The following is a 5184-nucleotide window of genomic DNA, read 5'->3' on the forward strand; positions in this document are numbered from 1 at the left end:
CGGCTTCCGCCAGCGTCGGGGCCGATCACCGGCGCGATGCGATCGATGCGCCAGAGCGCCGGCCCGGCAGTGAGCGACAGAGCGGAGCGGCCATGGGTGGTTTCCGGCATGCGAAGAGCAAGCCTAGCATTGCCGCATTGCAGCACAAGGCATGCGCCGCGGCGCCGCGCCTCACGCCGCCGCCCCCCAGGGCCGGGGGGCCGGCCGCCACCTGCGGCTCGGCCTGCTGGTCGCCGTCCTGGTTCTGGTCGCCGATCAGGCGAGCAAGACCTTAGTGCTGCACTGGTCGTTCGACTGGAGCGTGCAGCTCTATCGCATCACGCCGTTCCTGGATTTCGTGGCGCTGTGGAATTACGGCATCAGCTACGGCCTGTTCCCCCAGGGCGAGGAGGGGCGCTGGGTGCTGGTGGCGGTGAAGGTCGCGGCGGCGCTGCTGTTCGCGGTCTGGCTCGCGCGCACCCACCGGCGGCTCGACGCGATCGCCCTCGGCCTTCTGATCGGCGGCGCCATCGGCAATGCGGTGGACCGGGTGGTCTATGGCGCGGTGTTCGACTTCGTGTCGCTGCACGCCTTCGGCTACCGCTGGTACGTGTTTAACCTTGCCGACGTGGCCGTCGTTGTGGGCGTCGGCCTGCTCCTGTACGATACCGTCTTCAATCGCGCCTCAAATTCGCCGCCCTCGGCCGCACCATAGCCGGCGCGAAAAGGTCCGATGAGCGCGATCGGCCCCGCCCGGCCCGGCCGGGATGCGAACCGAACGCGCGAGCCGCAGAGGAACGAACCCATGCGCGTGAGCACGGCATCAATTGTGGAAGCCGCCCTGACCGTGGCGCGCGCGGCCTGCTGGCGTCGGTCGGCGGCGGATCGCGGTCGCGACATTGCCGTCGCAGCCGGCATCGGCATGGCCCCCGCGCCCGCCGCGGCGCAGGGCTTCGAATCCGATTTCCTCAAGAACACCATGCAGATGCTGGGCCTGACCGAGGAAGAGGAAAAGCCCGACATCGACTATCGCGAGCGCGCGCCGCTGGTGGTCCCGCCCACCACGCCCGAAAGCCTGCCGCCGCCCACCAGCAGCACCGCGGCCGCCAATCCCAACTGGCCGAAGGATCCGGACCTCGCGCGGCAGAAGGCGCGGTCCGCTGCCGCCAAGGCGCCGATCGTGCGCGACGATCCCGGCCAGCCGCTGATGCCCTCCGAACTCAACAAGGGCCGCCGCAAGACCGCACCCACCTACACGAACAACGAGCCCGTCTCCACCGGCTCGAAGCGCGACGAGATCATGCCGAGCGAGCTCGGCTTCAAGGGCTGGGCCGGCATCGGCAGCTACGATCCCACGAAGGAAAAGCCGCTGACCTTCAACGGCGAGCCCGAGCGCGAGAGCCTGGTCCAGCCGCCCGCCGGCTACCAGACGCCGGCCCCCAACGCGCCCTACGGCGTGGTGGAGAAGAAGCAGGAAGCTTTCAAGATTCCCAACTTCTTCGACCTCCAGAACAATTGACCGCCGGGTGGGAGCACGAGGGGCTATACCGCTCCCGGTTCCGCGCGCGAGCCCGGCCCCGTATTCCCGTGGCCGGCCGTGTCGCATGCCTGAGAGATTCACAACGTGCTGATGAGCCGCATTGCCATGGTCGCCATTCTTGCCGCCGGCGCCGCAGTCGCCGCGCCCCGCCTTGCCGACGCCGCCGGTCCCAAGGTCACCCAGTTCCGCCTCGACAACGGCCTGGAGGTGATGGTGATCCGGGACCACCGCACCCCGGTGGTCACCCACATGGTCTGGTACAAGGTGGGTTCGGCGGACGAGCAGCCGGGCAAGTCGGGCATCGCCCACTTCCTCGAGCATCTCATGTTCAAGGGCACGGAGAAGCACCCCCAGGGCACCTTCTCCGACACCGTGGCGCGCCTCGGCGGCCAGGAGAACGCCTTCACCTCCACCGACTACACCGCCTATTTCCAGCGCGTCGCCAAGCAGCACCTGGAGAAGGTGATGGAATTCGAGGCCGACCGCATGACCGGCCTCAAGCTCTCCGACGAGGTGGTGCTGCCCGAGCGCGACGTGGTGCTGGAGGAGCGCCGCATGCGCACCGACAGCCAGCCCGGCGCCCGCCTCTCCGAGGCCATGCAGGCGGCGAGCTATGTGAACCATCCCTACCAGCACCCGATCATCGGCTGGGAGCACGAGATCAGGAAGCTCAACCGCGAGGACGCGCTGGCCTTCTACCGGCGCTTCTACGCCCCCAACAATGCGCTGCTGGTGGTGGCCGGCGACGTGACGCCCGAAGAGGTGCGCGCACTCGCCGAGAAGACCTACGGCCCGGTGAAGCGCGCCGACACGCCGCCGCGCGATCGCCCGCAGGAGCCGGAGCCGCAGGCCCAGCGGCGGGTCGCGCTCGCCGATGCGCGGGTGGCCCAGCCGAGCCTGTCGCGCTCCTATCTCGTCCCCTCCTACCGCACCGCCGCCCCGCGCGAGGCGGAGGCGCTGGAGGTGCTGTCTCAGATCCTCGGCGGCGACCAGACCGGGCGCCTCTACCGCAAGCTGGTGGTGGAGAAGGGGCTCGCTGCCGGCGCCGGCGGCTGGTGATCGAGGCAGCGTCCTACGACCCGACCCGCTTCGCGGTCTCGGCGACGCCAAGGCCGGGCGTGAGCCTGGAGGAGCTGGAGGTCGCCCTCGACGCCGTTCTGGCGGAGATCGCCGAGAAGGGGGTCGACGAGCTGGAACTGGCGCGCGCCAAGACCCAGCTCACCGCCGACGCCATCTATTCCCAGGACAACCAGGCCACGCTGGCCCGCATCTACGGCGCGGCATGGGCCACCGGCCAGAGCGCGGACGACGTGCGCGAATGGCCGGCGCGGGTGAAGTCGGTCACGGCGGACGACGTGAAGCAGGCCGCGCAGCGTTATCTGGTTCTCGATCGCGCGGTCACGGGCTACCTTAAGCCGGCGCCGCCAAGAAGGACGACCGCTCGTGAGAGCCCTCGCCCGCCGCGCGGCTTCGCGCCTTTGCGCCCCCTTCCTGCCGATCATGATGGTGACGATGGCCCTTTCCCTTGTGTCCGCCAGCGCGGCCCAGTCGCAGTCGAGCCGCATCACCGAGGTGACGAGCCCCGGCGGCATCAAGGCCTGGCTGGTCCATGACACCACGCTGCCGCTGATCGCCATGGAGTTCGCCTTCCTCGGCGGCGCGCCCAGGACGGGCCGAAGGCGCCGGGCCTTGCCAACCTCACGGCGTCGCTGCTGGACGAGGGCGCGGGCGACCTCGATGCCCAGGCGTTCCAGAGCGCGCTCGCCGACGCGGCGGTGGAACTGCGCTTCGACGCCGGCCGCGACGAGACCCGCGGCTCGCTGCGCACGCTCTCCGAAAACAAGGACAAGGCCTTCGACCTGCTGCGCCTCGCGGTGACCGCCCCGCGCTTCGACGAGGAGGCCATCAACCGGGTGCGCGAGGCGCAGATGGCGGTGCTCCGGCGCCGCTCCACCGATCCCAATTCCATTGCCAACGAGCGCTGGTTCGCCCTGGCCTTCCCCGACCACGCCTACGGCCGGCCGGTGGACGCACGCTCGCGAGCCTGCCGACCCTGACCCGCGCCGACCTCAAGGCGTTCGCGGCGCGCACGCTCGCCCGCTCCAACCTGAGGGTGGCGGTGGTGGGCGACATCACCGCCGAGGAGCTGGGCCGCAGGCTCGACGCCGTGTTCGGCGCCCTGCCGGCGAAGGCCGATCTCGTCCCGGTGACCGACGTGACGCCCAAGGGCCTCGGCACCACCGACGTCATTCCCCTGGATGTGCCGCAATCGGTGATCGTCATGGGCACGGTGGGCCTGGAGCGTCCCGATCCGGACTTCATGGCGGCCTACGTGCTCAACCACATCCTCGGCGGCAGCGCCTTCTCCTCGCGCCTGTTCAAGGAGGTGCGGGAGGCGAGGGGACTGGCCTATTCGGTCTATTCCTACCAGGTGGCCCTCAACCATGTGGGCCTGTGGTTCGCCGGCACCGCCACCAAGAACGAGCGCGCGGGCGAATCCATCTCCATCATCCAGAGCGAGTTCCGGCGCATCCTGGAGCAGGGGCCGACGGAGGAGGAACTCAAGGAAGCCAAGAGCTACCTCGTCGGCAGCTACGCCTTGCGCTTCGACACCTCGTCCAAGGTGGCCGGCCAGTTGCTGCAGATCCAGCTGGACGATCTCGGCATCGACTATATCGACAAGCGCAATGCCCTGATCGAGCAGGTGACGGTCGCCGACATGAAGCGGGTGGCCCAGCGGCTCACCGATGCCCGCAAGGCGCTGGTGGTCGTGGTGGGCCGTCCCGCCGGCCTTTCCGGCGGCTGAGACGGCTGCGCCCCTAACCATATCGGCAGGTTCGGGCAGGACTGATCCGAATACCGGCTAAAGGTATTTCGGCCTGCGCGCGCTTCTTGGTATAACGCCGCCGGGCGGGGCAGCTTCAGGAGTAGAGCGGGAATGGCCCTTGAAACGGATGCCGTGCTGACGCGCGGGACCGGGGATTGCGCAAGCGGGGTTCGTCCCGGACGGCCGTGGCCGGCCCGGTGGCGCTCGCGGTGCTCGGCCTCGCGCTTGCCGGGTGCGCCTCCGGTGAGGGGCTCGACGGCGCCTTCGGCGCCCAGGACACGGGCGTCGCCGGCGCCGGCTCCGGTTCGAGCGCGGGCGTCGCCAGCACGCCCGGCGTGCTGACCGTGGGCTCCGGTCCCAATGCGGTCGAGTATGAATGCCCGAAGGTGACGATCCGCACCGGCGCGGCCACCTGGCAGGTCCAGGCCCGCGAAGGCGGACTGCGCTATCAGGGCACCATGGCCAGCTGGCGCGCGAATGCTCCATCTCCGGTGCCACCATGGCCGTGAAGGTGGGCATCGAGGGCCGCGTGCTTCTGGGCGAGAAGGGCACCGCCGGGGCGCTGGAAGTGCCGATCCGCATCGCCGTGGTGCAGGAAGGGCCGTCGCCCAAGACCATCGCCACCAAGTTCTTTGTCCTGCCCCTGGAAATTCCGCAGGGTCAGCCAAGCTCCACCTTTGCCGTGGTGGAGGACCAGCTGACGTTTCCGCTGGTGAAGCCGGCGGACATCGAGCGCTATGTGATCTATGTGGGCTACGACCCGCAGGGCGAGCCGAAAATCCGCCCCGCGCGGTCGGCGCAGCCGCGCCCGGCCGCCGCCTCGACGCCCGTCCGGCCG

General features: G+C 69.8%; 5 protein-coding genes and 2 pseudogenes. All 7 read left to right on the forward strand.

The window, feature by feature from the left end; translation table 11 throughout:
- Nucleotides 1-151 precede the first annotated feature (151 nt).
- Nucleotides 152-694 carry a signal peptidase II gene (gene lspA, locus AC2W7M_RS19380; RefSeq protein ID WP_486134166.1) on the forward strand — a complete coding sequence of 181 codons (543 nt, stop codon included), beginning with the start codon at nt 152-154 and terminating at the stop codon, nt 692-694.
- A gap of 90 nt (nt 695-784) precedes the next feature.
- Entirely contained in the window at nt 785-1498 is a 714-nt protein-coding gene (locus tag AC2W7M_RS19385; protein WP_486134168.1) for a hypothetical protein, read from the forward strand.
- A 111-nt stretch (nt 1499-1609) separates the two neighbouring features.
- A pseudogene (locus tag AC2W7M_RS19390) lies at nt 1610-2940 on the forward strand (M16 family metallopeptidase); the annotation flags it as partial.
- 354 nt (nt 2941-3294) lie between these two features.
- Nucleotides 3295-3576, forward strand: coding sequence for a hypothetical protein (locus AC2W7M_RS19395; protein ID WP_486134170.1), 282 nt, complete (start codon nt 3295-3297; stop codon nt 3574-3576).
- Nucleotides 3577-3632: 56 nt separating this feature from the next.
- Entirely contained in the window at nt 3633-4325 is a 693-nt protein-coding gene (locus tag AC2W7M_RS19400; protein ID WP_486134172.1) for a M16 family metallopeptidase, read from the forward strand.
- A 206-nt stretch (nt 4326-4531) separates the two neighbouring features.
- On the forward strand, nt 4532-4855 hold the full coding sequence (locus AC2W7M_RS19405) for a hypothetical protein (RefSeq protein ID WP_486134174.1): 324 nt from the start codon (nt 4532-4534) through the stop codon (nt 4853-4855).
- Nucleotides 4846-5184: pseudogene (locus AC2W7M_RS19410) on the forward strand (hypothetical protein); the annotation flags it as partial. The gene AC2W7M_RS19405 and the pseudogene AC2W7M_RS19410, both read left to right, overlap by 10 nt.

This window comes from Xanthobacter sp. BG11Y11_SDJG, assembly GCF_057364445.1.

Excerpts from the sequence above, each read along its gene's own strand:
- AC2W7M_RS19385 (WP_486134168.1), top strand. The coding sequence starts at position 785 with ATGCGCGTGAGCACGGCATCAATTGTGGAAGCCGCCCTGACCGTGGCG.
- lspA (WP_486134166.1), top strand. The coding sequence starts at position 152 with ATGCGCCGCGGCGCCGCGCCTCACGCCGCCGCCCCCCAGGGCCGGGGG.